The sequence below is a fragment of the Streptomyces sp. NPDC046860 genome (genome assembly GCF_040645115.1).
In the GTDB taxonomy this organism is placed as follows: domain Bacteria; phylum Actinomycetota; class Actinomycetes; order Streptomycetales; family Streptomycetaceae; genus Streptomyces.
The window spans coordinates 12,072-35,963 of record NZ_JBEYXQ010000028.1 but is presented as its reverse complement, the minus strand read 5'-3'; the positions used below and the strand labels follow the sequence as shown (position 1 = coordinate 35,963).

Here is a 23,892-nt window from a genome sequence, read left to right as displayed (position 1 = left end):
CACTACTCAAGTGTCGCCCAGCGCCCGGTCAGGCGCCTGGCGTTTTCCAGGTGTGCGGTGAGCCGCTTCTGTATGCGCTCGGTCGCCTCGTCCAGCGCCTTGCGGGTGCGCCGCCCGGAGCCGTCGCCCGCATCGAACGGGTCTCCGAAGACCACGTCGACGCGCGAGCGCAGCGGGGGCAGCGCCTTGACCAGGCGGCCGGGCCGGTCGGCGCTGCCGAGCACGGCCACGGGCACGATCGGCGCCCCGCCGCGCACGGCGAAGTAGGCGAGCCCGGCACGCAGCGAGGCGAAGTCGCCCTCTCCGCGGGTGCCCTCCGGGAAGATGCCCAGCACCCCGCCCTGCTCCAGCACACCGAGCGCCCGGCCGATGGCGGTGCGGTCGGCGGTGGAGCGGTCGACCTTGAGCTGGCCGATGCCGGTCAGGAAGGGGTCGAGCGGCCCCACGAACGCCTCCTGCTTGATCAGGAAGTGCGTCGGCCGGGGCGCCACGCCCATGACCATGGGGCCGTCGATGTTGTGCGAGTGGTTCACGGCGAGGATCACCGGGCCGCCGGCGGGAACCCGCCATGAGCCCAGCACGCGCGGCTTCCACAGGCCGTACATCAGGCCGACGCCGATGCGCCGCCCGATCTCGGCGCCCCGCTCGGAAGGGGGTGCGGGCAGGCTCACTTCCCGGCCCGCTTCTCCTCGACCAGGGTGACGACGCACTCGATGACCTGGGCGAGGGTCAGCTCGGTGGTGTCGACCTCGACCGCGTCGCCGGCCTTGGCGAGCGGGGAGGTCTTGCGGCTGGAGTCGGCCGCGTCGCGCCGGATCAGCGCCTCGCGGGTGGCGGCGACGTCGGAGCCCTTCACCTCGCCGCTGCGGCGGGCCGCGCGGGCCTCCGGGGAGGCGGTGAGGAAGATCTTGAGGTCGGCGTCGGGCAGCACGGTCGTACCGATGTCCCGGCCCTCGACGACGATGCCGAGCTCGGCGGCCTCGGCGATGGAGCGCTGCAGCTCGGTGATCCGGGTGCGCACCTCGGCCACCGCGCTGACCGCGCTGACCTTGGAGGTGACGTCCTGGGTGCGGATCGGCCCGGCCACGTCGAAGCCGTCCACCGTGATGGTGGGGGCCAGCGGGTCGGTGCCGGAGACGATCTCCGCCTTGCCCGCGACGGCGGCGATCGCGGTGGGGTCCGCGAGGTCGATGCCGTTGGTCACCATCCACCAGGTGATGGCCCGGTACTGGGCGCCGGTGTCCAGGTAGCTGAGGCCGAGCTGCGCGGCCACGGCCTTCGACGTGCTCGACTTGCCCGTGCCGGAGGGGCCGTCGATCGCTACGATCACGGGCTTGGCGGTCGGGGCGGCGCCGTTTTCCACGGGAGGGCACCTTCCTGGTGAAGGGTGTCGGTCGGGGTGGCGGGGCGCGAGGGCGCCCCGCACAAGGTTACTGGGTGTGGGTCACTCGTACGGACGCACCGGGGTGGCCGGACCGGCGGGGACCGGCGCTACTGCCGCAGCGCCCAGCCGCGCTCGCGCAGCGCCTCGGAAAGGACGGGCACCGCCCCCGGCTCGACCATGAGCTGGACGAGACCGGCCTGCTGCCCGGTGGCGTGCTCGATCCGTACGTCCTCGATGTTGACCCCGGCCCGTCCGGCGTCGGCGAAGATGCGGGCGAGCTGGCCGGGCTGGTCGTCGATGAGCACGGCGACGGTCTCGTAGGCGCGCGGCGCGGAGCCGTGCTTGCCGGGGACCCGGACCTGGCCGGCGTTGCCCCGGCGCAGCACGTCCTCGATGCCGGCGCCGCCGGTGCGCCGCTTGTCCTCGTCGGCGGACTGCAGGGCGCGCAGGGCCCGCACGGTCTCGTCGAGGTCGGCGGAGACGTCGGTGAGGAGGTCGGCCACGGGTCCGGGGTTGGCGGAGAGGATGTCGATCCACATCCGGGGGTCGGAGGCGGCGATCCGGGTCACGTCCCGGATGCCCTGCCCGCACAGCCGCACGGCCGACTCCTCGGCGTTCTCCAGCCGGGCGGCGACCATGCTGGAGACCAGGTGCGGCATGTGGGAGACGAGGGCCACGGCGCGGTCGTGGGCGTCGGCGTCCATGACGACCGGGACGGCACGGCAGTGCGAGACCAGTTCGAGGGCGAGGTTCAGCACCTCGGTGTCGGTGTCGCGGGTCGGGGTGAGCACCCAGGGGCGGCCCTCGAAGAGGTCGGCGGTGGCGGCCAGCGGGCCGGACTTCTCGCGGCCGGACATGGGGTGGGTGCCGAGGTAGCGGGCGAGGACGGCCTCGTCCAGGCCGAGCGCCTCCAGCTCGCGGCGCGGGCCGCCCTTGACGCTGGCCACGTCGAGGTAGCCGTGCGCGAGGTCGCGGCGCATGGCGTCGGCGAGGACGCCGGCGACGTGCGCGGGCGGGGCGGCGACCAGGGCGAGGTCGACCCGGCCCTTCGGCGGCTCGTCGGTGCCGGCGCCGAGGGCCGCGGCGGTACGGGCCTGCGCGGGGTCGTGGTCGGCCAGGTGGACGGTGACGCCCCGCCGGGTGAGGGCGAGCGCGGCCGAGGTCCCGATCAGCCCGGTGCCGATGACAGTTGCGGTTCTCACTGGGCGATGTCCTTGCGCAGGGCGGCGGCGGCGCCGAGGTAGACGTGGTTGACGGCTTCGCGGGGCCGGTCGGACTCGATGTGCGCGAGCAGCCGGACGACCCTGGGCATGGCGCCGGCGATGTCCAGCTCCTGGGCGCAGATCAGGGGTACGTCGACGATGCCGGTCTTGCGCGCGGCGGCGGCCGGGAAGTCGCTGTGCAGGTCGGGGGTGGCGGTGAACCAGATGCTGATCAGATCGTCGGCGGTGAGGCCGTTCCGCTCCAGGACGGCGGTCAGCAGCGCGCCGACCTGCTCCTCCATGTGTCCGGCCTCGTCCCGCTCCAGCTGGACGGCCCCCCGGACCGCTCGTACCGCCACTGCTCTGCTCCTCGCTGGCTCCGGTGCCGTTCTCGTCGGCGTCTGGTCGCGTCCAGCCTAGTCAGGCCGGGCGGACCGGGCGCGCGCCGCCCGTGCCGTGAGACGGGCGCCCGTTCGGCCGAGGCGGGGTCCGACCCGCCTCCGCCTCCTTCGCCCCGGCCGTGTTCGGTGCCAAGATGCCCGGAAGCCCTGGGCTTTTCGCCCCATTCTCCCCTTCTCGTATCTCTCGGAGTGACGACATGACCCAGCCCGCGACGCGGCGCACGCTTCTCGCCACGGGAGCCGCCACGCTCGCCGTCTGCTGTGTGGGATGCGGCGACGACGGCAAGAGCGACCCGTCCACCACCAGTGCCTCCCCCAGCGAGGAGAGCGCGTCCTCCTCCGGCGACGGGCGGGCGCTGGGGAGCGTCGCCGAGATCCCGGAGGGCGGCGGCAAGATCTTCCCTGCGGCGAAGGTGGTGGTGACCCAGCCGGCCAAGGGCGAGTACAAGGCCTTCTCCGCGATCTGCACCCACCAGGGCTGCACCCTGAACAAGGTCGCGGACGGCACCGTCGACTGCCCCTGCCACGGCAGCAGGTTCCGTATCTCCGACGGCTCTGTCGCGCACGGCCCGGCCACCGAGCCGCTGCCCGCCAAGGAGATCCAAGTGCACGGAAATTCGATCCACCTGAGCTGAGCGCCCGCGTACGCTCCCCCGCATGCGCCCCGCCGACCTGGTCCGTGACCACACCGTCTACGCCTGTGTCATGGGCTCCCGCGCCTTCGGGCTGGCCACGGACACCAGCGACACCGACCGGCGGGGCGTGTTCCTGGCCCCGACTCCGCTGTTCTGGCGCTTCGAGAAGCCGCCGGCGCATGTCGAGGGGCCGGGCGAGGAGCGGTTCTCCTGGGAGCTGGAGCGCTTCTGCGAGCTGGCGCTGCGGGCCAACCCCAACATCCTGGAGTGCCTGCACTCCCCGCTGGTGGAGCACGCGGACGACACCGGCCGCGAGCTGCTCTCCCTGCGCGGGGCGTTCCTCTCCCGCCAGGTGCACGCCACCTTCACCGGTTACGCGCTGGGCCAGCGCCGCAGGCTGGACGCCGATGTCCGCACCACCGGCGCCCCGCGCTGGAAGCACGCGATGCACCTGCTGCGCCTGCTGGCCACCGCCCGCGATCTGCTCCGCACCGGTGAGCTGCGCCTCGACGTGGGCGACGACCGCGAGCCGCTCCTCGCGGTGAAGCGGGGCGAGGTGCCCTGGCCGGAGGTCGAGGCGCGGATGGCCCGGCTGACGGAGGAGACCGACGCGGCCCTGCGGCGCACCCCGCTCCCGGCGGAGCCGGACCGAGCGCGGGTGGCCGACTTCGTGTACCGCACCCGCCTGGCCTCGGCGCTGGACGCCTAGGCGTCCCAGAGCGCGCCGAGCTCGAGGAGTTCGTCGCGGTGCTCGACGCGGTCCGTCCAGACGGCGGGCCAGGCGTCCGCGCCCAGCCAGGCGCCCGCGAAGGCACCGGTCAGACAGGCGATGGAGTCGGAGTCGCCGGAGGTGCAGGCGGCCCGGCGCAACGCCAGGACGGGGTCGCCGGGGAAGAGCAGGAAGCAGAGCAGGCCGGTGGCCAGGGCCTCTTCGGCGATCCAGCCCTCACCGGTGGCGAGGCACGGGTCGGTCTCGGGCGAGGGCCGGCGGACCGCTTCCCGGAGGCGGTCGAGGACGGCCAGGCATTCGTCCCAGCCGCGGGCGATGAAGTGCTCCGGGCTGGGGTCCTGGGCGCGGGTCCACAGGTCGCCGAGCCAGGCGTGGTCGTAGTGGGTGCGGTGGTCGAGCGCGTACGAGCGCAGCCGGCCGACCAGGCCGGTGGGGTCGGCGCCCCGGGCCAGGAGCCACACCGCGTGCGCGGTGAGGTCGGAGGCGGCCAGCGCGGTGGGGTGGCCGTGGGTGAGGGCGGACTGCAGCTGGGCGGCGCCGGAACGCTGTTCTGCGCTGAGGCCGGGCGCGAGGCCCAGCGGGGCGACCCGCATGTTGGCGCCGCAGCCCTTGGAGCCCACCTGGCTCGCGTCCCGCCAGGACCGCCCCTCGTCCGTCAGCAGCTCACAGGCGGTGAGGCAGGTGCGGCCGGGGGCGCGGTTGTTCTCCGGTGACGCGTACCAGTCCGTGAACTCCGCGCGCAGCGGCGGCTCCAGCCGTGCGGGCGAGAGATCACCCCGGCCGGTCGCGGTGCGCAGCGCCCGCGCCAGCGCGAGGGTCATCTGCGTGTCGTCGGAGACGAGGGCGCGGCCCGGCAGCTCCATCTCCCGCCAGGGTCCGCACTTGGCGAGGATGGACGGCACGTCGTCGAACTCGGTCGGGAACCCGAGAGCGTCGCCGAGGGCGAGGCCGAGCAGGGAACCGGTGGCCGTGCGCTTTCCCGCGGGTGCGGTGGTCATGGGTACGCCCTTCCGGGCGCACCCCGCCCCGGCCCCCGTTGGTCCGGCCGCACGGCCACCCGACTAATCGTCAGGTTGACCATAAAGCCGGACCGGCAACGGCGGCAAGACTCCTAGAGGTCGACTTCCTTCATCAGCATGCCGACCTCGGTGTTGGACAGGCGGCGCAGCCAGCCCGACTTCTGGTCGCCCAGGGTGATCGGGCCGAAGGAGACACGCACCAGCTTGTCGACGGGGAAGCCCGCCTCCGCCAGCATGCGGCGCACGATGTGCTTGCGGCCCTCGTGCAGGGTCACCTCGACCAGGTAGTTCTTGCCGGTCTGCTCGACCACCCGGAAGTGGTCCGCGCGGGCGTACCCGTCCTCGAGCTGGATGCCGTCCTTCAGACGCTTGCCGAGGTCGCGCGGGATCGGTCCGACGATGTGCGCGAGGTAGGTCTTCTTCACGCCGTACTTCGGGTGCGTGAGGCGGTGCGCCAGCTCTCCGTGGTTGGTGAGCAGGATGACGCCCTCGGTCTCCGTGTCGAGCCGGCCCACGTGGAACAGCCGGGTCTCGCGGTTGGTGACGTAGTCCCCGAGGCACTGGCGTCCGTCGGGGTCCTCCATCGTGGAGACGACACCGGCGGGCTTGTTCAGCGAGAAGAACTGGTACGACTGGGTCGCGACGGTCAGGCCGTCGACCTTGACCTCGTCCTTCTCCGGGTCCACCCGGCGGCCCTGCTCCAGCACGATCTCGCCGTTGATCTCGACGCGGGCCTGCTCGATCAGCTCCTCGCAGGCACGCCGCGAGCCGTAGCCCGCGCGGGCGAGGATCTTCTGCAGCCGCTCGCCCTCCTGCTCGGCGCCGGGGAAGGTCTTGGGCAGCCTGACGTCCTTCTTGCCCTCGTACCGCTCCCTGTTGCGCTCCTCGGTCCGCGTCTCGTACTCACGCGAGCTGCCGGGCGCCGTACGGCCGCGCCCCGCCTGCTGGGACTGCCTGGGTCCGCCCTTGGCTCCGCCGCGCGCCGCGCCGCCACGGCCCGACTTCGGGCCGTCCTTCGTGGCGCCGGGGCCCACGTCGTAGCGGCGCTCCTCCGGGCGGGGCTTGCTGGGGCGGCCCTGCCCCTTGCGCTCGTCCCGGTTGCCGCCCTGGCCGCGGGGGTTACCGCGTCCGCTGTTCCTGCCGCTGCCGCTGCCGCTGCTTCGCATCAAGGTTTCCGTCTTAGTCGTCTGCGTCCTGACCGCCGGGCGCGTCGGGCGCGTCCGGGTCGAACGACGGGACTCCCTCCTGGGTCTCGGCCTCGATCGCCTCCGCCTCGGGGAGGAAGGGCGCGAGTTCCGGAAGCTCGTCCAAGCCGCGCAGGCCCATCCGCTCCAGGAAATAGTTCGTCGTCACGTACAGGATCGCACCTGTTTCGGGTTCCGTGCCCGCCTCGGCGACCAGACCGCGCTGGAGCAGGGTCCGCATCACGCCGTCACAGTTGACCCCGCGCACCGCCGAGACCCTGCTGCGGCTGACCGGCTGGCGGTAGGCGACGACCGCGAGAGTCTCCAGGGCCGCCTGCGTGAGGCGGGCCGTCTGGCCCTCCAGCGCGAGGCGTTCGACGGCCGGCGCGTAGGCGGCGCGGGTGTAGAAACGCCAGCCGCCCGCGACGAAACGCAGCTCGAAGCCGCGGCCCTGGGCGGTGTAGTCCTCGGCCAGCTCGCGCAGCGCCTCGGCGACGCGGCCCCTGGGCCGCCCCAGGACCCGCGCGAGGTGGTCCTCGGTCGCGGGCTCGTCCACGACCATCAGGACGGCCTCCAGCGCGGGCTTGAGGTCGAGGGCGGCGACGCGGTCGTCGGCGGTCTCGTGGTTCACGTCTTCTGCCTCCCGGCCTTCTCGGCCGTCTGCGCGGGCCGGTCGAACTCGTCGGTGACCGTCGGGGGCTCGTCCGTCTCCCCGCCGGTCCAGCGCACGAGCAGGGCGCCGAGCGCGGTCTCCTGCTCCAGGGCGACGGCCTTGTCGCGGTAGAGCTCCAGCAGGGCGAGGAAGCGCGCGACGACGGTGAGGGTGTCGTCGGTGTCGGCCACCAGCGCCCGGAAGTCGGTCTCACCGGCCTCCCGCAGGCGGGCGACGACGATCCCGGCCTGCTCCCTGACACTGACCAGCGGGGCGTGGATGTGGTCGACGTACACCTGGGGCCGGAGCCTGGGCTGCATCGCCTTGACCGCGAGCCGGGCGAACCCCTCGGGCCCGATGCCGATGACGACCTCGGGCAGCAGCTCGGCGTGCTCCGGTTCGAGACCGACGGTACGGGGCCACCGGTGGGCCTCGTCGTCCAGCCGCCCGGCGAAGATGTCGGAGATCCGCTTGTAGGCCCGGTACTGGAGCAGCCGGGCGAAGAGCAGGTCCCGGGCCTCCAGCAGGGCGAGGTCGGCCTCGTCCTCGATCTGGGCGGCGGGCAGCAGCCGGGCGGCCTTCAGATCGAGCAGGGTGGCGGCGACGACCAGGAACTCGGTGGTCCGGTCCAGGTCCCAGTCGGGCCCCATGGCCCGGATGTGCGCCATGAACTCGTCGGTCACCCGGGACAGGGCGATCTCGGTGACGTCGAGCCGGTGCCGGGCGATGAGCTGGAGCAGCAGGTCGAAGGGTCCCTCGAAGTTGTCCAGCCGGACCGTGAACACCCCGTCGGCCACGGCCGGCTCCGACGACCCACCGGCCTCGGGCGGCTCCGCGACCTCCGGCGGCCCGGTGGCCTCGGGCGGCCCGGTGGCGTCCGGGGCCAGGGGCGCGGGGTCCGGGGCCAGGGCTGCGGAGTCCGGCGCCAGAGGTGCGGGGTCCGGGGCCAGAGGCGCGGGGTCCGGGCCCCGGCCCAGTGGGCGTCTGGGGCCACGGGTGGTGGTGCGGTGCGGGTTCATGGGGGTCGCAGGTTATCGCTCGACCGGCCCGGAGAGCGGCTAGCGCCCCCGCAGCCGCCGCACCAGGATGCTGGCCTCTCCGCGCGACTCCAGGTCGGCGAGGACCACGGCGACCGCCTCGCGGACGATCCGGCCGCGGTCCACGGCGAGGCCGTGCTCGCCGCGCAGGACCAGGCGGGCGTGTTCGAGGTCCATCAGTTCCTCGGCCGAGACGTAGACCGTGATCTTCTCGTCGTGCCGCTCGCGTCCGCTGGGCCGCCGGGCGGCCGCGCGGCCGCGCTTGCGGGGCTGTTCCCCGGAGCCGTCGGGCTCGGCCTGCCTGCGTGCGGGCCGGATACGGGACTCGCCGGCCCCGTCCGGTTCCGGTCCGGCCGCAGCGGTGTGCTCGGGACCCTCGCCGTCGCCGCCCTGCGCGGGCACCGACTGCGGCGCGTCCTGCGCCGCGGCCGGGTCGCTCTCCCCCGCCGGCGCGGGCACCCGCGCCTCACCGCCGGGTCCGCGCCGGGGCGAGGACGGCTGGAGCGCCATCCCTCCTGTCGTACGGAACAGTTCGTCGGCTCCGGGCAGACTCACTCGGCGTGACACCGGGCGAGCACCTCCCTGGCGAGCTGACGGTAGGCGGCGGCGCCGACGGAGTTGGAGGCGTAGGTGGTGATGGGCTCACCGGCGACCGTGGTCTCCGGGAAGCGGACGGTGCGCCCGATGACCGTGTGGTAGACGTGGTCGTCGAACGCCTCGACCACCCGGGCCAGCACCTCGCGGCTGTGGACCGTGCGCGAGTCGTACATGGTGGCCAGGATGCCGTCGAGCTCCAGCTCGGGGTTGAGCCGCTCCTGGACCTTCTCGATGGTCTCGGTCAGCAGGGCCACACCGCGCAGCGCGAAGAACTCGCACTCCAGCGGGACGATGACCTTGTGCGCGGCGGTGAGCGCGTTGACGGTGAGCAGGCCGAGCGAGGGCTGACAGTCGATCACGATGTAGTCGTAGTCGTCCATCAGCGGCTTCAGGGCGCGCTGGAGCGTGGACTCGCGCGCGACCTCGGAGACCAGCTGGACCTCGGCCGCGGACAGGTCGATGTTGGAGGGCAGCAGGTCCATGTTGGGGACCGCCGTCTTCAGCAGGACCTCGTCGGCCGACATGCCCCGCTCCATGAGCAGGTTGTAGACGGTGAGGTCCAGCTCCATCGGGTTGACGCCGAGGCCCACCGACAGCGCGCCCTGCGGGTCGAAGTCCACGAGCAGCACGCGCCGCCCGTACTCCGCGAGCGCCGCGCCCAGGTTGATGGTCGACGTGGTCTTGCCGACGCCGCCCTTCTGGTTGCACATGGCGATGATCTTCGCGGGGCCGTGGTCGGTCAGCGGGCCCGGGATGGGGAAGTACGGCAGCGGACGGCCGGTGGGGCCGACGCGCTCACGACGCTGGCGTGCCGCGTCGGGCGCGAGCGTGGCCGCGTACTCCGGATCGGGCTCGTACTCGGCGTCGGGATCGTAGAAATGCCCCTCGGGCAGTTCGTCGTAGTCGGCGAAGTGGTTGCGGGGCGCGCCACTTCCGTCGCCGGCCATGGCGTTCACGTGTTGGCCATCCATGCTCTGGTGTGCTCTCCGGGCCGTCTGCGGAACCGGACTCTGGTGGGCTGCGAAGGTGCGCACCGCGACGGAGCCGACGGCCTGGAGTCCCTCGGGACCCTGGCCCTCTCCGCGCAATCCTGGTCGACCACCTCCGGGAGAAAATGTCGACTCATTCACAAGTCGTCTTACCTCCTTGGTGACCAGGAAACTTCTAGACAAGGTCAGCGTGGCACCATGCCGACGGTTGGCGACTCTATGGCGTGTCGGCGGTCCGCAGCAACACAATCCGCCGGACCCGGCTCGATGTGTCGACAATGAAACATCCCGCTGTCAAGGGCGTACAGCCGTCGCACAGCAGGTTTCACCGGTGTGCGAATCGGTCCAAGCGTTACGTTCGAGGCGAGTTGGCTTAGCATCGCAAAGTGACCATACACACATCCGGCCGGACCTTGTCGGGCAAGGTCCGGCCGGGTTCGCGGTGTTGACGATCCGTGTTGACGAATCGCCTTTTCCACGCTGGCGACTTGGGGGTCGCGGCGCGGGAAGGGTCAGCCGATCAGCGTCTCGATCGCCACGTGCTCCAGGCCGTGCGCCTCGGCGACCTCCTTGTAGACCACCTTGCCGTCATGGGTGTTGAGACCCCGGGCGAGGGCGGCGTCGCGGCGCAGCGCCTCGACCCAGCCGTTGTTCGCCAGCGAGACGATGTACGGCATCGTCGCGTTGGTGAGCGCGTTGGTGGAGGTGTTGGGCACCGCGCCGGGCATGTTGGCGACGCAGTAGAAGACCGAGTTGTGCACCTGGAAGGTGGGCTCGGCGTGCGTGGTGGGACGGGAGTCCTCGAAGCAGCCGCCCTGGTCGATGGCGATGTCGACAAGGACACTTCCGGGCTTCATCCGCGACACCAGCTCGTTGGTGACCAGCTTCGGGGCCTTGGCGCCCGGGATGAGGACCGCGCCGATGACGAGGTCGGCGTCCAGGACGGCCTTCTCCAGCTCGAAGGCGTTGGACATGATCGCCTTGACCTTGCTGCCGAAGATCCGGTCGGCCTCGCGCAGCTTGTTGATGTCACGGTCCAGCAGCGTGACCTCGAAGCCCATGCCGACGGCGATCTGGGTGGCGTTCCAGCCGGAGACACCGCCGCCGATGACGACGGCCTTGGCCGGGGTCACGCCGGGCACGCCGCCGGGGAGCACGCCGCGGCCGCCGGCCGGGCGCATCAGGTGGTAGGCGCCGACCTGCGGGGCGAGCCGGCCCGCGACCTCGGACATCGGGGCGAGCAGCGGCAGCGCGCGGTTCGCCAGCTCGACGGTCTCGTAGGCGATGGCCGTGGTGCCGGACTCCAGCAGGGCGTCGGTGCACTCGCGGGAGGCGGCCAGGTGCAGGTAGGTGAAGAGGATCTGGTCCTTGCGCAGGCGGTGGTACTCCTCCGCGACCGGCTCCTTGACCTTGAGCAGCAGGTCGGCGCTGGCCCACACCTCGTCGGCGGTGTCGAGGATGCCGGCGCCCGCGGCGACGTACTCCTCGTCCGTGATCGAGGAGCCGAGACCGGCACCCCGCTCGATGACGACCTGGTGGCCGGCGCGCACCAGCTCGTGCACGCCGGCGGGGGTGATGGCCACCCGGAACTCGTTGTTCTTGACCTCGCGGGGGATGCCGACCTTCACGTCGATCACGGTCCTTGGCTCAGGGGGTATGGGGGGTGCGCTGAAAGACATACCCGAGCATGCCGGGGCACACCGGGAGACACCGCAGGAGAACGTGCGGCAGAGCCAGTCTAATGAAGGTGTTCCGCGTGTCTAGCCTTCCATTGCATCAATCTTCATCGGATGCACTGCGGATTTCGCAGGCTTCCTCGTCCGGAACCACCGACTTGCCTTCCCTGGCGCCGGTGTTGGCCTCCTCTTCCAGCATGCGCTCCGCCGCCGCGCGGTGCAGGCGGGCGGACGTGGGGTCGCCGAGCCGGTCCAGGGTGTCGGCCAGCCGCAGCTGCAGCGCGGCCTGCAGCCGGGCGTCCTCCGCGCGCCGCGCCCACTCCACCGCCTCCTGGCAGGTGCGCAGGCATTCCTCGGGCCGCCCGGCGTACTCCTGGACGCGGGCCAGCTCGCTCAGGGCGCGCGCGTGGGCGGCGACGTCGCCCTCCTTGCGGTACCCGGCGAGGGCGGCCCGCCAGTTGCGCAGCGCCTCGCCGTACCGGCCGGCGTAGGTGTGGGCGGTGGCGATGCGGCCGTAGAGCCGGGCGGCCTCGGCGCGCTCGCCGCGGGCCAGCCGCTGGGACAGCGCGCGCCCGAACCAGTCGGCGGCCCGGTCGTGGTCGCCCAGCTCCTGGTGGGCGCCGCCGACGGATTCCATCGCCCGGGCGGTGGCGTAGGGGTCGTTCGCCTCGCGCCCGGCGTCCAGCGCGGCCCGGTAGCGTGCCAGCGCGTCCCGGGTGCGGCCGGTCTGGGCGTCCACGTCCCCGAGGTTCAGCAGGGCGGCGGCCTTCTCGCGGGCCAGCCCCCGGCGCTCGGCGACATCGAGGACCAGTCCGTGGATGCCGTACAGGTCGGGGGCCGCGGCCTCGGTGCCGAGGTGCGCGACCATGGCCCGCACCAGCTGGGACATCAGACGGCGGGCGAGGGTGTCCAGCTCCCCGTCGGCCACCGCGAGCCGGGCGGCGGCCAGCAGCGCGGGGCGCCGGGCCGCGAGCCATTCGGCGGCCGCGCGGGAGCTGGGGAAGCGCAGTGCCGGGGGCAGCGCCTGGAGCTTCTCCTGGGCCTGGGGGCTGTCGGTCTCGGCGCTGGCACGGCAGGACTGGAGCAGCCGCACGTCGCGTTCCAGCAGCCGGGCGCGGGCCAGCTGGAGTTCGGCGGGGCGGTCCTTGGTCTCGGCGAGGGCGCGCAGCAGGGGGTGCAGGCAGCCGGGGATGTCGTACGCGGGCAGCGGGGCGGCGACCGGGCGGAGCAGGCCGAGGGCGGCCAGTTCCCGCAGCGCGGTCTGGGCCGTCTTGAGCGAGCAGCCGGCGAGCGCGGAGGCGGTGTGCGCGTCGACCGTTCCGGCCGGGGCCTCGGTGAGCAGACGCAGGGTCCGCGCGGTGGAGGCGGGGAGCTGGTCGTGGACGAGCCGGAGGACGCGGGCGAGGACGGGGCCGTCGTCGGGGTCGGTGTGCAGCCGCTTGGCGAGGTCGGAGACGGCCGTCTGGGGGCGGGCGGCGAGCCAGCCGCCGGCCAGGGTGAGGGCGGCGGGCTGCCCCTCGCAGATCTCGGCGAGGTTCTCGGCGGAGCGCGGGTCGACGGTGACGCGGACCGAGCCGGTGTACCGGGTGAGCAGTTCCACCGCGGACTTGGTGTCCATCCCGCCGAGCGTGCAGGGGCGGACGTCGGAGATGCCGGTGAGGGGGCCGCGGGAGACGGCGACCACCAGGCAGTCGGGCGCGTCCGGGAGGAGGGCGTCGACCTGCTCGGCCCCGGCGGCGTCGTCCAGCAGGAGCAGGGCGCGCCGGGGGGCGAGGGCGGTGCGCAGGGCCTCGGTCAGCTCGTCCTCGCCGGCCCCGGCGGGGGCCCGGCCGCCGAGGGCGGCGAGCAGTTCCCGGGCGGTGCGCTCCACGGGAACGGGGGTGCCGTCGGGGTCGCTGAGGCGGGCCCGGAGCACGCCGTCGGGGTAACGCTGAGCAACCTGGCGGACGAGTTCCTCGGCGACCGCGGTCCGGCCGGAACCGGGGCGTCCGGCGATGAGGAGGACGCGGGCTCTGGGGGCCTTGCGGCCGGCGAGGGTGTCCAGGCCGGTCCGCTCGATGTCGGCCCTGAGTTCCTTCAACTCCCTGGTGCGCCCGAGGAACTGACCCCCTGGGGCCGGCGGCTCCGACAGCCGCGCCTCTTCCTGGTCCACCGCCTGATCCGTCACGGGCCACGCTCCCGTCCCACCGCACGCGCAAAGCCCGCCGGTTCTTCCGGTACGGGCGTTTGCAGAGCCTAGTTCACGCTCTGCGACGTTCCCGGTGGAGCGCGGCGGACACGTCCCCCGATCGGATCAGGCGATGGTCACACCAATGCGGTGCGGTGGGGATTCCGGGCCGGACTCAGGAGGCGAAGGGGCGCGCGGGCCACGGCGCGCCGGCCGGGCGGAGGCTCTCCAGACCGTCCCCGGCGCGGGCGGCGACCAGCGAGAGGACGCCCACGACCAGGCAGTTGTTGTGCACGTCCCCGGCGAGCACCAGGCGGACCAGCTCGTCCACGGGCACGCGCGCGTACTCCATGTCGGTCTCCTCGTGCTCCGTGACGAAGCGCTCGCCCTCGGCCTCGGAGAGATCGCGGGCGAGGAAGATCCGTACGGCCTCGTCGCAGCCGCCGGGGGTGGTGTAGACGTCGGTCAGCACCCGCCAGTCCTCGGCCTTGACGTGCGCCTCCTCGTACAGCTCGCGCTGGGCGGCGTGCAGCGGGTTCTCACCGGGCACGTCGAGCAGTCCGGCCGGGATCTCCCACAGCTTGTGGCGCACGGGGTGGCGGTACTGGTTGATGAGCAGGACCCGGTCCCGCTCGTCCAGGGCGAGGACGGCGACCGAGCCGGGGTGGACCTGGTAGTCGCGGCGGACGACCGAGCCGTCGGGCATGACCACGTCGTCGGTGCGGACGGAGGTCTTGTTGCCCGTGAACGGGGTCGCGCTCGCGCGGACCTCCCACTCCTCGGGGGTGTCCTTGATCGTCATGCCCTGTCCTTCCACGTGCGCAAAAGAAAACCGGGGTGCCAACCTTTGAAGGTTCGCACCCCGGCCACCGTAACAACTGGTGTGTTACTTGGAGTTCTTCGGCTTGCCCGCCGTCTTGCGCTCGACGGAAGCCTTCACCAGGCCCGCGAACAGCGGGTGCGGCCGGGTCGGCCGCGAGCGCAGCTCGGGGTGCGCCTGGGTGGCGACGAGGTAGGGGTGGACCTCGCGCGGGTACTCCACGTACTCGACGAGCTTGCCGTCGGGCGAGGTGCCCGAGAAGAGGATGCCCGCCTTCTTCTCCAGCTCGGCGCGGTAGGAGTTGTTGACCTCGTAGCGGTGGCGGTGCCGCTCCTCGACGTACTCCTTGCCGTCGTAGACCTCGCGGACGATGGAGCCCTCGGCCAGCTTGGCCGGGTACATGCCCAGGCGCATGGTGCCGCCCATGTCGCCCTCACCGGCGACGATGTCCATCTGCTCCGCCATGGTGGAGATGACCGGGTGGGCGGTGGCCGGGTCGAACTCGGTGGAGTTGGCGTCCGGGATGTCCGCCAGGTTCCGCGCGGCCTCGACCACGATGCACTGCAGACCCAGGCACAGGCCGAGCAGCGGGACCTTGTTCTCGCGGGCGTAGCGGATGGCGCCGACCTTGCCGAGCACACCGCGGTCGCCGAAGCCGCCGGGGATGCAGATGCCGTCCACGTCGCCGAGGGCGGCCGCGGCACCGGCCGGGGTCTTGCAGTCGTCGGAGGTGACCCACTTGATCTTGACGCGGGCGCGGTTGGCGAATCCGCCGGCGCGCAGCGCCTCGGTGACCGACAGGTAGGCGTCGGGCAGGTCGATGTACTTGCCGACCAGGGCGAGGGTGATCTCGTGGTCCGGCTTGTGCACGCGGTCCAGCAGGTCGTCCCAGGTCGTCCAGTCGACGTCCCGGAAGGGCAGGTCGAGCTTGCGGACGACGTAGGCGTCCAGGCCCTCGCCGTGGATGACCTTCGGGATGTCGTAGATGGAGCGGGCGTCGGGGCAGGCCACGACGGCGTCCTCGTCCACGTCGCACATCAGCGAGATCTTGCGCTTGATGGCGGTGGGGACCTCGCGGTCGCAGCGCAGCACGATCGCGTCGGGCTGGATACCGATGTTGCGCAGCGCGGCGACGGAGTGCTGGGTCGGCTTGGTCTTCAGCTCGCCGGAGGGGCCGATGTACGGCAGCAGCGAGATGTGGACGACGAAGACGTTGTCCCGGCCGACCTCGTGGCGGACCTGGCGGACGGTCTCCAGGAACGGCAGCGACTCGATGTCGCCGACGGTGCCGCCGACCTCGGTGATGACGACGTCCACCTCGTCGGTGGCCATGCGCCGGATGCGGTGCTTGATCTCGTTCGTGATGTGCGGGATGACCTGCACGGTGTCGCCCAGGTACTCACCCCGGCGCTCCTTGGCGATGACCGTCGAGTAGACCTGGCCGGTGGTGACGTTGGCCGAGCCGTCGAGGTCGCGGTCGAGGAAGCGCTCGTAGTGGCCGATGTCCAGGTCGGTCTCGGCGCCGTCGTTGGTGACGAACACCTCACCGTGCTGGAAGGGGTTCATCGTGCCCGGGTCGACGTTCAGGTACGGGTCGAGCTTCTGCATCACGACGCGCAGGCCGCGAGCCTTGAGCAGCATGCCCAGGCTGGAGGCGGTGAGGCCCTTGCCGAGCGAGGAGGCGACACCCCCGGTGACGAAGATGTGCTTGGTCGTCGTAGATTTCGGCGGCATGGCCAAGAGGGGGCTCCCGTGGTCGCTGTCTGTGATGCGGTGCGGTCGCCGGCCCGGAGGATCAGGTGTTCCTCGCGGTGGCGTCGTCGCTGCGGTTCGGGGGTTTTGGGGCCCACCGGTCCACGGGCTACCAGGGTATCAGCGCCTGGAGGAGTCGGCGTCCGGCCACGCTCCGCACACGGCCGGCGGGACTCGCGTGACCGGTTCCGGTGCCTGTGGGTGACGGTCACGGAGTTCTCACCCCGCGCTCACTCGTTCGGCCCACACGGGTTGCCCGGAGCGGCGCGCAGATCATCTACGTGCGTCGTATCCTGCTCGGACACTCGCTGCCGAGCCCGGCCGGGATGACGGCACACCCCCGCCTTTAGCATCCGGAACATCGAGAGCGCGGCAGTTCGTTGAGCAAGGACCGCCGTTTTGCCTCAGGGCTCGGCGGGCTGCTTTGCTTCACCGCTCAACGTATGACAACCACCCCTTGACCGCACCAAGCGACAGCCCCCTTCGCGCGGGGGTGACGTGGCCGTTCGACTGGAGTTGCACGTGGCCGGGCGCATCGAAGATTACGCACTCATCGGAGACATGCAGACCGCCGCCCTGGTCTGCCGGGACGGCACGGTGGACTGGCTGTGCCTGCCCCGCTTCGACTCGCACGCCATCTTCGCCGGCCTGCTGGGCACCGAGGAGCACGGCTTCTGGCGGCTCGGCCCGGCGTACGCGGCGGACTCCGCCCCGCCGGCGGCCGCGCGCCGCGGCTACCGGGGCGACTCGCTCATCCTGGAGTCGGAGTGGGACACCCCGCACGGCACCGTACGGGTGACGGATTTCATGCCTCCGCGTGACGGCGCCCCGCAGCTCATCCGGATCGTGGAGGGCATCACCGGCGAGGTGCCGATGCGCTCGGAGCTGCGGATGCGCTTCTCCTACGGCCGTGTGGTGCCGTGGGTGCACAAGTACGACAACCGTACGGTCGCCGTCGCCGGTCCCGACTCGGTGTGGTTCGACACCGAGGCCGACACCTACGGCAAGGACCTGACGACGTACTCCGACTTCACCGTCTCGGCCGGTGACCGGATGGCGTTCACCATCTCCTGGCAGCCCTCGCACAAGGAGGCGCCGGCGCTGCCCGAGCCGGAGCAGGCGCTCCGGGCGACGGAGGAGTTCTGGCGCGACTGGGTCGAGCAGTGCACGTACCACGGCCCCTACCGCGAGGCCGTGATCCGTTCGCTGATCACGCTGAAGGCGCTCACCTACGCCCCCACCGGCGGCATCGTCGCCGCCCCCACCACCTCCCTGCCGGAGGACATCGGGGGCGTGCGGAACTGGGACTACCGCTACACCTGGCTGCGGGACGCGGCGATCACCCTGTCCTCGCTGCTGCGCACCGGCTACCGCGACGAGGCCCGCGCCTGGCGCGAGTGGCTGCTGCGGGCGGTGGCGGGCGACCCGGAGAACCTCCAGATCATGTACGGCATCGCCGGTGAGCGTGAGCTGGGCGAGGCCGAGCTGGACTGGCTGCCGGGGTACGAGAACTCCCGCCCGGTCCGGGTGGGCAACGGCGCGGCCGACCAGCTCCAGCTCGACGTGTACGGCGAGGTCATCGAGGCCCTGCACCTGGGCCACATGACGGGGCTCGCGCGCAACGACTACGCCTCGGTGCTCCAGCTCAAGCTGATCCGCTACCTGGAGGACCACTGGCAGGAGCCGGACGAGGGCATCTGGGAGGTGCGCGGGCCGCGCCGGCAGTTCGTGCACTCCAAGGTGATGGCCTGGGTGGCCGTGGACCGCACGATCAAGCTGATCGAGTCCGGGGACGCGGAGGGCCCGCTGGAGCGCTGGAAGGAACTGCGCGACGACATCCACCGCGAGGTCTGCGAGAAGGGCTACGACCCGGAGCGCAACACCTTCACCCAGTACTACGGCTCCAAGGAGCTGGACGCCTCCCTGCTGCTGATCCCGCAGATGGGCTTCCTGCCGCCGGACGACAAGCGGGTGATCGGCACCATCGAGGCGATCCAGCGCGAGCTGTCCACCTCCGACGGCTTCATCCTGCGCTACCCGACCGACGGCGAGGACGCGGGCGTCGACGGCCTGCCCGGTGACGAGGGCGCCTTCCTGGCCTGCTCGTTCTGGATGGCGGACGACCTGGCGATGATCGGCCGCGTGGACGAGGCCCGCAAGCTGTTCGAGAAGCTCCTCGACCTGCGCAACGACCTCGGTCTGCTCGCCGAGGAGTGGGACCCACGCCTCAAGCGCCAGGTCGGCAACTTCCCGCAGGCGTTCAGCCACGTCCCGCTGATCGACACCGCCCTGCGGCTGACGGCCTCGGGGGCGTACGGCGGCTGACCCGCGCCTACGCTGGGAAGCGGACCACTGCCCCGAAGCGGAAGGGGGCGGCCATGGCTTCCCTCTCGAAGGCCGGTGCGGCGCTCGCCGCGTTGCGCGAGGCGCTGACCGGCGAGGTGTTCGCGCCGGGCGACGCGGGCTACGACGACGCCCGCACCGTCTTCAACGCCATGATCGACCGGCGGCCGGCGGTGATCGCGCAGTGCGCGGACACCGCCGACGTGGTCCGCACGGTCCGCTTCGCCCGTGATCTGGATCTGCCCGTCGCCGTGCGCGGCGGCGGGCACAGCGTCGCGGGCAACGCGCTCGGCGACGGCGCGGTGGTGGTGGACCTGCGCCGGATGCACGGGGTGGAGGTCGACCCCGGGGCCCGTTCGGTGCGGGTCGGGGGCGGAGCCCTGATGAGCCACCTGGACCTGGCCTGCGCGCCGTACGGTCTGGCCACCACCGGGGGCCGGGTCTCCACCACCGGCGTCGGCGGGTTCGTCCTCGGCGGCGGCACCGGCTGGCTGGACCGCGCCTTCGGGCTCGCGGCGGACAACCTCCGGAGCGTGGAGCTGGTGACGGCCGACGCCGAGGAGGTGCGGGCGAGTCCCGAGGAGCACCCCGAGCTGTTCTGGGCGCTGCACGGCGGCGGCGGCAACTTCGGGGTGGCCACCACCCTCACCCTGCGCCTGCACGACCTGCCGGAGTTCGCGGTCGCCCTGCTGCTCCACCCGCCGGAAGGCGGCCCCGAGGTGGTGCGCGCCTTCCGCGAGGTGATCGGGGCCGGACCCGACCGGCTGAGCGGGGCCCTGCTGTACATCACCGGCCCGCCCGAGGAGTTCGTGCCCCAGGAGATGGTGGGCAGGCTGGTGTGCGGGGCGCTGGTGACGTACGCGGGCGGGGTCGCGGACCTGCGCGAGCTGATCGCTCCGCTGCTGGCGCTGCGGGCCCCCGGTGAGCTGGTCGCCGAGCTGCCGTACGCGGCGGTGCAGTGCATGATCGACGACCCGCCGGGGATGCGGAACTACTGGTCGGCCGAGTACCTGACCGGGCTGCCGGACGATCTGGTGGACGTGTACTGCTCCCTCGGGGAGCGGATGCCGGTGCCGACCGGCACCCAGCACATCCTGTTCCCGCAGGGCGGTGCCCTCGCCGCCGGGCCGCACGACTACCCGGTCCCCTACCGGGACGCCCCCTGGTCGGCGCATCCGTTCGCGGTCTGGGAGGACCCGGCCGACGACGAGCGCGCCGTGTCCTGGGTGCGTGAGGTGCGCTCCGGGGTGGAGCCGTGGAGCACGGGCGACGTGTATCTGAACTTCATCGGCGACGAGGGCGCCGAGCGGGTCGGCGCGGGCCTCGGCGTCGGCAACATGCTGCGGCTGGAGAAGGCGAAGCGGGCCTGGGACCCGGACAACGTCTTCCGCTTCAACCACAACATCCGGCCGCTGTAGCGACGGGGCGTGACTGTTCCGTACGAGGTCACACGGGTAGCGTCCGGCGCATGAGCGGCGTGGAGAGCGGGCGGGACGGCTCGCGGGGTGCGGATGTCACCGTGCGGCGGGCGCTGGAGCTGCCCGGCCTGCGCGGCGGGCTCCCGGAGGTTCTGGCGGGCGAGGACCGGCTGGACCGGGCGGTGCGCTGGGTGCACGCGGGCGAGGTCCCGCACATCGCCTCGCTGCTGAAGGGCGGCGAGCTGCTGCTGACCACCGGGTACGGCCTGGGCACCCGCCCGGCCGAGCAGCGGGCGTTCGTGCGCACGCTGGCGGAGCGGGACATCGCCGCGCTGGTGGTGGAGCTGGGGCCGCGCTTCTCCCGGCTGCCCGCCGCACTGGTGGACACGGCCCGGTCCTCGGGGCTGCCGCTGGTGCAGCTGCACCGCGAGGTGCCGTTCGTGGCGGTGACCGAGGAGATCCACACCGAGATCGTCAACGGCCACTACGCGCTGCTCCAGCGGGCGGAGGACGTGCACCGGCGCTGCACCGAGGCGCTGCTCGGCGGGGGCGGGGTGCCGCAGCTGCTGGCGATCCTGGCGGACTTCTGCGCCACCCCGGTGTTCCTGGAGACGGCGGACGGCCGCCTGCTGTACGCGGCCGGGCGGGGTCCCGAGGGCACCGACCCGTTGCAGGTGTGGGAGGGGCTGCGCGGTCAGCACCGCTCCCAGCCGCCCCCGGCGGGCGCGCTGCTGGTGGACGTGCCGGGCGGGGGCGCGGGGCCGGGCGGGGTGCGGGCCCGGCTGGTGCTGCTGCCGGTCGGCGCGCCGCCGGCGCCGGTGCACCGGCTCGCGGCCGAGCGGGTGGCGGGGACCGTGGCGGTGGTGCTGATGCAGGCCCGCCAGGAGGAGGAGCTCGCGGCGCGCGGCCGGGGCGACTTCCTGACCGATCTGGCCGAGGGACGGGTGCGCGCCGGGGACGCCCCGGCACAGGCCCGGGTGCTGGGGTTCCGGCCCGGCGAGGGGCCGCTGCTGCCGGTGGTGATGAAGGTGGGGGACGCGCTGTCCCCGGCGGGGAGCTGGGCGGTGCTGGCGCGGGCGGTCGGCGAGGAGCTGGCGTCGGTGGGGATGCCGGTGCTGCTGGGGGTGCGGCCGGTGGAGGGCCGGGTGCCGGTGCTGGTGGGGCTGCGGTCGCAGGCGGACCGGGCCTCGGTCGCGGACCGGGTGGCGGCCGCGCTGCGGGCGGGCGCGGAGCGGGCCGGGGTGAGCCGTCCGGGTGCCCGGCCGCCGGTCGTGGTGGTGGGGCTGGCGGGCGGCTGGGCGGCGGCCTCGGCGGGCCTGCGGCACGCGGCGGAGACGGCGTCGGCCGCACAGGGGCTGACCGACCGCCCCTGGTACGACGCCCGCCGCCTGGACATCGACCTGCTGCTGTGGCGGCTGCGCGACCATCCTGACCTGGCGGCGTTCGTGGACCGGACGATCGGCCCGCTGCTCGAACACGACCAGCGCGCCAGACCGCCGCTGCTCCCCACCCTGGAGACCTACCTCGCGCACGCGGGCCGCAAGGCGGAGACCGCCCGCGAGCTGCATCTCAACCGCCAGACCCTCTACAACCGCCTCGCGCGCGTCGCCGAGTTGCTCAACACCGACCTCGACGACCCGCACACGGTGGTGGCGTTGAGCCTGGCGCTTCGGGCACGGCGGCACGTGGAATAGCCGGGACGCCTCCTAGAGCAGGGCCAGGGGCTGGGTCAACTCGTCGTAGATGCTGAGGACCTGGGCGATCGTGTCGTCCTCGGTCGGCCAGCCGGCCGCCTGCCGGGTGCCGCGCTCGGTGAGCCGCTCGCGGTGTCCGGGGTCGGCGAGGAGCCGGACGACGGCGTCGGCGAGGGCGGCCGGATCGCCGTAGGGGACGAGTTCGGCCGCGTCGCCGACCAGGTCGGGGACGCCGCCGACCGCGGTGGCGACCAGGGGCACGCGGGCGTGCAGTGCCTCCTGGGCGATAAGCGGGCGGGACTCCCAGCGGCTGGTGAGCAGGGCGAGGTCGGCGGCCGCGAGGAGGTCGGGCACGTCGTCGCGCACGCCGAGCAGCCTGACGGGCAACTCCTCGTCGGTGATGCGCTGTTGCAGCTCGAAGCGGAGCGGGCCCTCGCCCGCGATCAGGGTCAGCGGCTGCGGGTCGAGGCCGCGCCAGGCGCGGGCGGCGTCGAGCAGGACGTCGTAGCCGCGGTGCCGGTCGAGGGAGCCGACCGCGAGGAGCAACGGGCGGCCGGTGGCGCCGAGTTCGGCGCGCAGCTTGGCCGAGGGGCGGTCCGGGTCCTCGGGCCCGGCGGCGCGGGAGCGGCCGGGCAGCGCCATCGCGCCGAGCCGGGCGTCGCGGGCGCCGCTGCGGCGGGCCCGGTCCACCAGGGCGGAGCTGGTGCCGAGGACCACGGCGGCGGTCCGCGCCACGCGCCGCTCCAGCAGCCGCAGCAGATGCGCCCGCGCGCCCTCGGCGTAGGAGCGGTCGTGCCAGGTGACGACCAGCGGGGTGGTGCGTCCGCCGAGGGCCAGCGCGGCACGGAAGGAGGCGTGCAGCCCGTGCGCGTGCACCAGGTCGGCGTCCGCGCAGGCCGCCCTGAGCTGGGCCACGGCGGCCGGGTCGCTGCTGCGCGGCACCGGCACGTGCTCGGCGCCGGTGCCCCCGAAGTCGTAGGCACGGTCGGCCTCGGCCGGGGCGCACACGGTGACCCGCACACCGCGCGCGACCAGCCCCTCGGCCAGCGAGCGCACATGGGCGCTGCTCCCGGCGTTGCCGCCGCCGAGCACCTGCACGGCGCGCAGCGAGGACTGGCCGTGCGGGGCGTTGCTGGTCAAGGGGGTCACGAAGGCCGGGGCTCCTGGGTTCGGGGCGGGGTGGGTCGGGTGAGGACGTACAGAAGGTAGCGAACGGCGATGCGGCGGGGCCGGGTGCGGCGGGCCGCGCGGGGCCGGCGCCCGCCCCGGCACACCGTCAAGCATGCCAGTACGTACGGCTGTTCCGTGCGATACCGGCGGACCCACGGGACCGCGCGCGGTGGCAATGCGCCGTCGCATCTCACCCGTACGAGTGAGAGCGGCCGGGGGCCGGGCGGAGCCGGCCGGCGCGCGTACCGGGAGGTCAGCGGCTCACAGAGCGCGCGCCCAGGCGGTGACCCGGTCCCCATACACGGTGGCGGCGACCACCGCGGCGGCGTGCACGGCCAGGCCCGCGCGCCGGTTGGCCAGCGCCGCGGCGGCGCCGAGCGCCGCTCCCAGGGCGTGCGCGCCGGTGTCACCGAGCATGGCCCGCTCCCTGAGGTCCTCCGGGAGCACGGCGGCCGCCCCGCCCGCCGCGACCGCGGCCAGCGCGCCTCCCGGCCCGCTCCGGAGCAGGCCCGGTGCCGCGAGCGCGAGCACGGCACCCGCCGCGCGGCCGGGGCGTACGTCGAGCAGGTTCACGGTGTGCGCGGCGCCCGCGATGACGACGGCCGCGAGGAGCCGGTCGAGCGGCCGCTCCTTCAGCAGGGTCCCGGCGACCAGCGCGGCGGCGGAGACGCCCAGCAACTTGACCGCGCCGGAGGTGACTTCGCCCTCGCGCAGGGCGCCGAGATGGGCCCGGAAGCCGCGGCGCGGGTCGCCGGCCCCGGCGATGTCGTCGTAGGCCCCGCAGGTTCCGGCCGCGAGCACGGCCAGCCCGGCCGCCGGGTGGACCCGCGTGGCCGCGAACGCGGTGGCGGCGGCGCAGGCGGTGCCCGCGTACAGCTCGACGGTGCGGCCGGCGTGGTTCGGACGCTCCCAGCGGCCGGGGCCGCCAGGCGGGCGGAACCGGAGCGCCGCCGTCAGCCCGCGTGTCAGCAGGGCCGAGGTGAAGAGGGCGGCGGCGCGGCCGGTGCGTACGGTCATCCGCC

Annotated in this window: 21 protein-coding genes; 5 read left to right on the top strand and 16 right to left on the bottom strand. The window is 73.3% G+C overall.

Annotation, left to right across the window (positions count from 1 at the left end; all coding sequences use genetic code 11):
• Nucleotides 1-2: 2 nt before the first annotated feature.
• From ABZ898_RS27985 to aroH, 4 genes are all read right to left on the bottom strand, one after another.
• A complete protein-coding gene (locus ABZ898_RS27985; protein ID WP_361664738.1) occupies nucleotides 3-665 on the bottom strand; it encodes a lysophospholipid acyltransferase family protein in 663 nt (220 codons plus the stop codon).
• Between the two features lie 2 nt (nucleotides 666-667).
• Entirely contained in the window at nucleotides 668-1,363 is a 696-nt protein-coding gene (cmk, locus tag ABZ898_RS27980) for a (d)CMP kinase (protein ID WP_361664641.1), read from the bottom strand.
• A gap of 128 nt (nucleotides 1,364-1,491) precedes the next feature.
• Nucleotides 1,492-2,586: a prephenate dehydrogenase gene (locus tag ABZ898_RS27975; RefSeq protein WP_361664638.1), complete on the bottom strand. Its 1,095-nt coding sequence runs from the start codon at nucleotides 2,584-2,586 to the stop codon at nucleotides 1,492-1,494.
• The gene (aroH, locus tag ABZ898_RS27970) at nucleotides 2,583-2,945 is read right to left on the bottom strand and encodes a chorismate mutase (protein WP_361664635.1); all 363 of its coding nucleotides are present in this window, start codon (nucleotides 2,943-2,945) and stop codon (nucleotides 2,583-2,585) included. Before aroH ends, ABZ898_RS27975 begins: the two co-directional genes overlap by 4 nt.
• A gap of 239 nt (nucleotides 2,946-3,184) precedes the next feature.
• Here aroH and ABZ898_RS27965 point away from each other — a divergent pair, with 239 nt between their 5' ends.
• On the top strand, nucleotides 3,185-3,622 hold the full coding sequence (locus ABZ898_RS27965) for a Rieske (2Fe-2S) protein (RefSeq protein WP_361664632.1): 438 nt from the start codon (nucleotides 3,185-3,187) through the stop codon (nucleotides 3,620-3,622).
• Nucleotides 3,623-3,644: 22 nt separating this feature from the next.
• Nucleotides 3,645-4,331, top strand: a complete 687-nt coding sequence (locus ABZ898_RS27960; RefSeq protein WP_361664629.1) for a nucleotidyltransferase domain-containing protein — start codon at nucleotides 3,645-3,647, stop codon at nucleotides 4,329-4,331.
• Here ABZ898_RS27960 and ABZ898_RS27955 read toward each other — a convergent pair.
• The 10 genes from ABZ898_RS27955 to ABZ898_RS27910 form a co-directional block, all read right to left on the bottom strand.
• Entirely contained in the window at nucleotides 4,328-5,350 is a 1,023-nt protein-coding gene (locus tag ABZ898_RS27955) for an ADP-ribosylglycohydrolase family protein (protein WP_361664626.1), read from the bottom strand. The two genes, ABZ898_RS27960 and ABZ898_RS27955, sit on opposite strands and share 4 nt — an antisense overlap.
• Before the next feature lie 113 nt (nucleotides 5,351-5,463).
• The gene (locus tag ABZ898_RS27950) at nucleotides 5,464-6,537 is read right to left on the bottom strand and encodes a pseudouridine synthase (RefSeq protein ID WP_361664623.1); all 1,074 of its coding nucleotides are present in this window, start codon (nucleotides 6,535-6,537) and stop codon (nucleotides 5,464-5,466) included.
• Nucleotides 6,538-6,550: 13 nt separating this feature from the next.
• Nucleotides 6,551-7,186, bottom strand: coding sequence for an SMC-Scp complex subunit ScpB (gene scpB, locus ABZ898_RS27945; RefSeq protein WP_361664620.1), 636 nt, complete (start codon nucleotides 7,184-7,186; stop codon nucleotides 6,551-6,553).
• Complete coding sequence (locus ABZ898_RS27940) at nucleotides 7,183-8,226, bottom strand: segregation/condensation protein A (RefSeq protein ID WP_361664617.1); 1,044 nt, start codon at nucleotides 8,224-8,226, stop codon at nucleotides 7,183-7,185. The genes scpB and ABZ898_RS27940 overlap by 4 nt, the downstream gene beginning before the upstream one ends.
• Nucleotides 8,227-8,265: 39 nt before the next feature.
• Nucleotides 8,266-8,811 carry a hypothetical protein gene (locus ABZ898_RS27935; RefSeq protein ID WP_361664614.1) on the bottom strand — a complete coding sequence of 182 codons (546 nt, stop codon included), beginning with the start codon at nucleotides 8,809-8,811 and terminating at the stop codon, nucleotides 8,266-8,268.
• A complete protein-coding gene (locus ABZ898_RS27930; protein WP_361664612.1) occupies nucleotides 8,796-9,971 on the bottom strand; it encodes a ParA family protein in 1,176 nt (391 codons plus the stop codon). Before ABZ898_RS27930 ends, ABZ898_RS27935 begins: the two co-directional genes overlap by 16 nt.
• A gap of 371 nt (nucleotides 9,972-10,342) precedes the next feature.
• Nucleotides 10,343-11,458, bottom strand: coding sequence for an alanine dehydrogenase (gene ald, locus ABZ898_RS27925; protein ID WP_361664735.1), 1,116 nt, complete (start codon nucleotides 11,456-11,458; stop codon nucleotides 10,343-10,345).
• A gap of 148 nt (nucleotides 11,459-11,606) precedes the next feature.
• Nucleotides 11,607-13,673: a tetratricopeptide repeat protein gene (locus ABZ898_RS27920; RefSeq protein WP_361664609.1), complete on the bottom strand. Its 2,067-nt coding sequence runs from the start codon at nucleotides 13,671-13,673 to the stop codon at nucleotides 11,607-11,609.
• Nucleotides 13,674-13,848: 175 nt separating this feature from the next.
• Nucleotides 13,849-14,475 carry an NUDIX hydrolase gene (locus ABZ898_RS27915; protein ID WP_361664606.1) on the bottom strand — a complete coding sequence of 209 codons (627 nt, stop codon included), beginning with the start codon at nucleotides 14,473-14,475 and terminating at the stop codon, nucleotides 13,849-13,851.
• An 84-nt stretch (nucleotides 14,476-14,559) separates the two neighbouring features.
• Nucleotides 14,560-16,227 carry a CTP synthase gene (locus ABZ898_RS27910; RefSeq protein WP_361664603.1) on the bottom strand — a complete coding sequence of 556 codons (1,668 nt, stop codon included), beginning with the start codon at nucleotides 16,225-16,227 and terminating at the stop codon, nucleotides 14,560-14,562.
• A gap of 540 nt (nucleotides 16,228-16,767) precedes the next feature.
• Here ABZ898_RS27910 and ABZ898_RS27905 point away from each other — a divergent pair.
• Genes ABZ898_RS27905 through ABZ898_RS27895 form a run of 3 tightly spaced genes read left to right on the top strand, consistent with a single transcriptional unit; the run spans nucleotide 16,768 to nucleotide 21,700 of the window.
• Nucleotides 16,768-18,570, top strand: a complete 1,803-nt coding sequence (locus ABZ898_RS27905) for a glycoside hydrolase family 15 protein (protein ID WP_361664732.1) — start codon at nucleotides 16,768-16,770, stop codon at nucleotides 18,568-18,570.
• Nucleotides 18,571-18,623: 53 nt separating this feature from the next.
• Nucleotides 18,624-20,006, top strand: a complete 1,383-nt coding sequence (locus tag ABZ898_RS27900; RefSeq protein ID WP_361664600.1) for an FAD-binding oxidoreductase — start codon at nucleotides 18,624-18,626, stop codon at nucleotides 20,004-20,006.
• A 50-nt stretch (nucleotides 20,007-20,056) separates the two neighbouring features.
• Nucleotides 20,057-21,700, top strand: a complete 1,644-nt coding sequence (locus ABZ898_RS27895) for a PucR family transcriptional regulator ligand-binding domain-containing protein (RefSeq protein WP_361664597.1) — start codon at nucleotides 20,057-20,059, stop codon at nucleotides 21,698-21,700.
• Between the two features lie 12 nt (nucleotides 21,701-21,712).
• On the opposite strand, the gene ABZ898_RS27890 is transcribed toward ABZ898_RS27895, so the two are convergent.
• Both ABZ898_RS27890 and ABZ898_RS27885 read right to left on the bottom strand, forming a co-directional pair.
• Nucleotides 21,713-22,849, bottom strand: coding sequence for a glycosyltransferase family 4 protein (locus tag ABZ898_RS27890; RefSeq protein ID WP_361664593.1), 1,137 nt, complete (start codon nucleotides 22,847-22,849; stop codon nucleotides 21,713-21,715).
• A gap of 282 nt (nucleotides 22,850-23,131) precedes the next feature.
• Nucleotides 23,132-23,887, bottom strand: a complete 756-nt coding sequence (locus ABZ898_RS27885; RefSeq protein WP_361664590.1) for a hypothetical protein — start codon at nucleotides 23,885-23,887, stop codon at nucleotides 23,132-23,134.
• Between the last annotated feature and the right edge of the window lie 5 nt (nucleotides 23,888-23,892).

Bases quoted from the DNA above. Each gene is read 5' to 3' on its own strand.
- ABZ898_RS27965 (WP_361664632.1), top strand. From the start codon at position 3,185: ATGACCCAGCCCGCGACGCGGCGCACGCTTCTCGCCACGGGAGCCGCC.
- ABZ898_RS27960 (WP_361664629.1), top strand. From the start codon at position 3,645: ATGCGCCCCGCCGACCTGGTCCGTGACCACACCGTCTACGCCTGTGTC.
- ABZ898_RS27955 (WP_361664626.1), bottom strand. From the start codon at position 5,350: ATGACCACCGCACCCGCGGGAAAGCGCACGGCCACCGGTTCCCTGCTC.
- ABZ898_RS27950 (WP_361664623.1), bottom strand. From the start codon at position 6,537: ATGCGAAGCAGCGGCAGCGGCAGCGGCAGGAACAGCGGACGCGGTAAC.
- ABZ898_RS27940 (WP_361664617.1), bottom strand. From the start codon at position 8,226: ATGAACCCGCACCGCACCACCACCCGTGGCCCCAGACGCCCACTGGGC.
- ABZ898_RS27915 (WP_361664606.1), bottom strand. From the start codon at position 14,475: ATGACGATCAAGGACACCCCCGAGGAGTGGGAGGTCCGCGCGAGCGCG.
- ABZ898_RS27910 (WP_361664603.1), bottom strand. From the start codon at position 16,227: ATGCCGCCGAAATCTACGACGACCAAGCACATCTTCGTCACCGGGGGT.
- ABZ898_RS27900 (WP_361664600.1), top strand. From the start codon at position 18,624: ATGGCTTCCCTCTCGAAGGCCGGTGCGGCGCTCGCCGCGTTGCGCGAG.
- ABZ898_RS27895 (WP_361664597.1), top strand. From the start codon at position 20,057: ATGAGCGGCGTGGAGAGCGGGCGGGACGGCTCGCGGGGTGCGGATGTC.
- ABZ898_RS27885 (WP_361664590.1), bottom strand. From the start codon at position 23,887: ATGACCGTACGCACCGGCCGCGCCGCCGCCCTCTTCACCTCGGCCCTG.